This window comes from Pseudomonas sp. (assembly GCF_041601375.1).
Taxonomy (GTDB): domain Bacteria; phylum Pseudomonadota; class Gammaproteobacteria; order Pseudomonadales; family Pseudomonadaceae; genus Aquipseudomonas.
The window spans coordinates 1-3,571 of sequence record NZ_JBFIIG010000278.1; the positions used below are offsets into that span (position 1 = coordinate 1).

2 protein-coding genes and 1 pseudogene are annotated in these 3,571 nt (G+C 61.3%); all 3 read left to right on the plus strand.

The window, feature by feature from the left end:
* Positions 1-795, plus strand: a pseudogene (locus tag ABZE94_RS20955) (hypothetical protein); the annotation flags it as partial.
* Positions 792-2,270 carry an aminomethyl-transferring glycine dehydrogenase subunit GcvPB gene (gene gcvPB, locus ABZE94_RS20960; protein ID WP_372878091.1) on the plus strand — a complete coding sequence of 493 codons (1,479 nt, stop codon included), beginning with the start codon at positions 792-794 and terminating at the stop codon, positions 2,268-2,270. The pseudogene ABZE94_RS20955 and the gene gcvPB, both read left to right, overlap by 4 nt.
* 67 nt (positions 2,271-2,337) lie before the next feature.
* Complete coding sequence (locus tag ABZE94_RS20965) at positions 2,338-3,231, plus strand: carbohydrate kinase family protein (RefSeq protein ID WP_372878093.1); 894 nt, start codon at positions 2,338-2,340, stop codon at positions 3,229-3,231.
* Positions 3,232-3,571 lie beyond the last annotated feature (340 nt).

A 3,571-nucleotide genomic window follows, 5' to 3' on the forward strand; every position in this document is an offset into this window, starting at 1 on the left:
ACCACGCTGGTCGATTCGCTCAAGCGCTTTGAGGGTGAGGACATTACCGCGCTGGTGATTCCGCAGCCTAACTTCTTTGGTTGCCTGGAAGCCGTGGATGCTCTCACCGACTGGGCGCATGCCCAGGGCGCGCTGGCCATCGCGGTGGTCAATCCGCTGGCGCTGGCGCTGCTGCGGCCGCCGGGCGAGTGGGGTTCGGGGGACGAAAAGGGCGCCGATATCTGTGTCGGCGATGGCCAGCCGCTGGGTGCGCCGCTGTCCTCGGGCGGTCCGTACTTTGGCTTCATGACCTGCAAGCAGCAGTATGTGCGCCAGATGCCCGGCCGTATTGTCGGCCGCACCGTCGATCTCGACGGCAAGCCCGGCTTCGCCCTCACCCTGCAGGCTCGCGAGCAGCATATTCGCCGCTCCAAGGCGACCTCCAATATCTGTACCAACCAGGGTCTGCTGGTCACGGCGGCCACTATTCATATGGCGCTGCTTGGCCCGACCGGGCTGGAAAATGTTGCCTCAGCCAGTCATGCCAACACGCGGGCCCTGATTCAGGCCGTGACCGCCATCGACGGCGTGGAGCTGTTGTTTACCGCGCCGACCTTCCACGAAACCGTATTGCGGCTACCCAGGCCGGCCAGCGAGGTGCTGCGGCACATGGCCGAGTACGACGTGCTGGGCGGCTATGGCCTCAGCCAGACCCATCCCGAGTTGGGCGAGGCCATCCTGGTATGCGTGACCGAAACCAAGACGGCCGAGGACATCGCCGGCTACGTCGCGGCCCTGACGGAGGCCCTGGCATGAAGCTGAAACCCACCCAGGACAACCTGCTGATCTTTGAACACAGCCGTGCAGGCCGCCGGGCCTATGCCCAGGCGCCGTTGAACGCTGCCGCTGTCGAGGGAATTCCCGCCGAGTTCCGCCGCCAGTCGGCCGTCGGCCTGCCCGAGGCTTCCGAGATGGACGTGGTGCGGCATTACACGCGCCTGTCACAGAAGAACTTCTCTATCGACACGCATTTCTACCCGCTGGGCTCCTGCACCATGAAGTACAACCCGCGGGCCTGTAACTCACTGGCCATGTTGCCGGGCTTTCTCGCCCGTCACCCGCTGGCGCCGGATACCCACAGCCAGGGCTTTATGGCCTGCATGTACGACCTGCAGGAAATCCTCAAGGAAGTCACCGGCATGGCCGGCGTGTCGCTCACCCCGATGGCGGGCGCGCAGGGCGAGTTTGCCGGCGTGGCCATGATCCAGGCCTACCACGCGGCGCGGGGTGATACCGCCCGCACCGAAATCCTGGTGCCGGATGCCGCCCACGGCACCAATCCGGCCACCGCCACCCAGTGTGGTTGCAAGACGGTCGAAATTCCCACCAACGCGCAGGGCGATGTGGATGTCGAGGCGCTGCGTGCGGCCGTCGGCCCGCAAACCGCCGGCATCATGTTGACCAACCCGTCGACACTGGGTGTGTTTGAACGCCAGATCGGCGAGATCCAGAAGATCGTGCATGAGGCCGGCGGCCTGTCGTACTACGACGGTGCCAACCTCAATGCCATCCTCGGCAAGGTGCGGCCCGGCGACATGGGCTTTGACGTGATTCATATGAACCTGCACAAGACCTTCTCAACCCCGCATGGCGGCGGCGGGCCGGGCTCCGGCGCCGTGGGGGTCAGCAAGCGGCTGCTGCCGTTCATGCCGATTCCGGTGGTGGGTCAGGCAGATCACGGCTTCAGGTGGCTGGACGAAAAAGACCTGCCGCAGACCATCGGGCGGCTGTCGGCGTTTGCCGGCAATGCCGGTGTGCTGCTGCGGGCCTACGTTTACGCCCGCCTGCTGGGCCGAGATGGCATGCACCGCGTGGCCGAGTTCGCCACCCTGAATGCCAACTACCTGATGGTGCAGTTGCAGAAACGCGGCTTTGAGGTGGCCTACAAGGGGCGCCGCGCCACGCATGAATTCATCATCACGCTCAAGAAGCAGAAGGCGGAGCTGGACCTGACTGCTACCGATGTGGCCAAGCGGCTGCTGGATTACGGCGTGCATGCGCCGACCATCTATTTCCCGCTACTGGTGCCGGAATGCTTGCTGATCGAGCCGACCGAAACCGAGAGTAAGGAAACGCTGGACGGCTTTATTGAGATCATGGCCAGCATTTTTGAAGAGGCCAGGGCCGATATCGAGCAGGTCAAGGGCGCGCCCTACAGCATGCCGGTAAGGCGTCTGGATGACGTGCGCGCCGCCCGCCAGCTCGACCTGCGCTGGCAGCCTGTCGAATAAATCAATCTGATACCCAAGGAATATTATGTCTGCACTGATCTGTGGCTCACTGGCCTACGACACCATCATGGTCTTCAACGGCCAGTTCAAGAACGAAATCCTGCCCGATCAGGTGCATATATTGAATGTCGCCTTCCTGGTGCCCGAACTACGGCGTGAATTCGGTGGCTGTGCCGGCAATATCGCCTACAACCTGCAACTGCTGGGCGGGCAAGGTGCCCCAATGGCCACTGCAGGGCAGGATTTTGCCCCCTACGCGAAGTGGATCAGCGACAAGGGTATCGATGATCGTTATATCAAGATCATCGACGGCGCCTATACCGCGCAGGCCTATATCACGACCGATATGGACGATAACCAGATCACCGCCTTTCATCCCGGTGCGATGAACCATGCCCATGAACAGACCGTCCCCGCCGATGGCAGTGTCACGCTGGGCATGGTGTCACCCGACGGCCGCCAGGCCATGATCGATCACGCCGAACAGTTCGCCGCCGCCGGCATTCCGTTTATCTTTGACCCCGGCCAGGGCCTGCCCATGTTCGGCGGCGAGGAGCTTAGCCGCTTCATTGAGCTGGCCACCTACGTCACCGTGAATGACTATGAAAGCCAGATGCTCAAGGAACGTACCGGCCTGACCACCGAGCAGATCGCGGGCCAGGTCGAGGCGCTGATCGTGACCCGTGGTGGCGAAGGCAGCCATATCCATACCGACGGGCAGTTGATCGAGATTCCCAGTGCGCCGATCGAAAAGGTCACCGACCCGACCGGCTGCGGTGATGCTTTTCGCGCCGGGCTGATCTTTGGGCTGCAGCAGGGCAGGGACTGGGCCACCACGGGGCGCATAGCCTCACTCATGGGCGCCATCAAGATCGAGCAGCACGGCACCCAGAACCACAGTCTTGACCGCGAGTCCTTCTCGCTGCGTTACGAATCAGCGTTTGCACAACAATTGGACTAATAGCCCGTATCGCAGCTCTAACAGGTTTTACTGAACAAAGTAATAGGCAGCTGGCTCAAACAATTGTCATCAAAGTGCAGCGAGGGGTTGCATTATGCCCTTGTGTCACTGTTATACTCGAGAGGTCTATAGGGCTTAATATAACTATGCTGTTCCGCGACTTACTGCATTTATCGAGTGTTCGTTGGTCGTCTTGTTTTTAGGGTTTGTGCGATTCCGTTAAGAGGGGCTATACCGATGAGAAGAATACTAGGCGCAATGATTGCGCTTTCCGCTTTGCTTGCTGTGCCGGCGCAGGCTGCCACCATCACAGTCAACAGTAGCCTGGATCCATCGCCAC